Consider the following 409-nt stretch of genomic DNA (forward strand, 5'->3'; position numbering starts at 1 on the left):
TGCGGGGTCGAGCCGTATGCCTATCTGCTCTATGTGCTGACCGAATTGCCGCGCCGCGCTGCTGGCGCAGAGGTCAGTGATCTGCTGCCGTTCAATTACGCAAATGACGCCGCCTCGTAATTGAAAAATCGCTCAGGCGCTAGGTGCGGAGAAACTCGCGCTTACCGATATCCAGGCTCGGTCTGACAGATTTGCATACCCAATGTAGGCCCCGGCATCCACCCACCAGATGATCTTGGCGTGCAGGATGTCGGGAACGAGCTTGCAGTCGAAATTCGGACTCGCCTTATCCAGAAACCACTTCAACACGGCGGGATCGACAGCCACGGTGTGGTCGTAGCGACCGAAAAACTCCAGCGGCTTCAGGTGCTGCGCGCAGGCCTCGAACAACTTCATGTTGTCGCGGCTG

General features: G+C 57.9%; 2 protein-coding genes. One reads left to right on the forward strand and one right to left on the reverse strand.

The window, feature by feature from the left end:
* Positions 1-120: transposase domain-containing protein (locus JK635_RS08495; protein ID WP_202653525.1), on the forward strand; the 120-nt coding region annotated here is incomplete at its 5' end.
* A 12-nt stretch (positions 121-132) separates the two neighbouring features.
* Here the strand turns inward: JK635_RS08495 and JK635_RS08500 are convergent.
* The coding region (locus JK635_RS08500) for a phospholipase D-like domain-containing protein (RefSeq protein WP_202653526.1) at positions 133-409 on the reverse strand (277 nt) is incomplete at its 5' end.

This window comes from Neobacillus paridis, assembly GCF_016765675.1.
Lineage (GTDB): Bacteria > Bacillota > Bacilli > Bacillales > Cytobacillaceae > Neobacillus > Neobacillus paridis.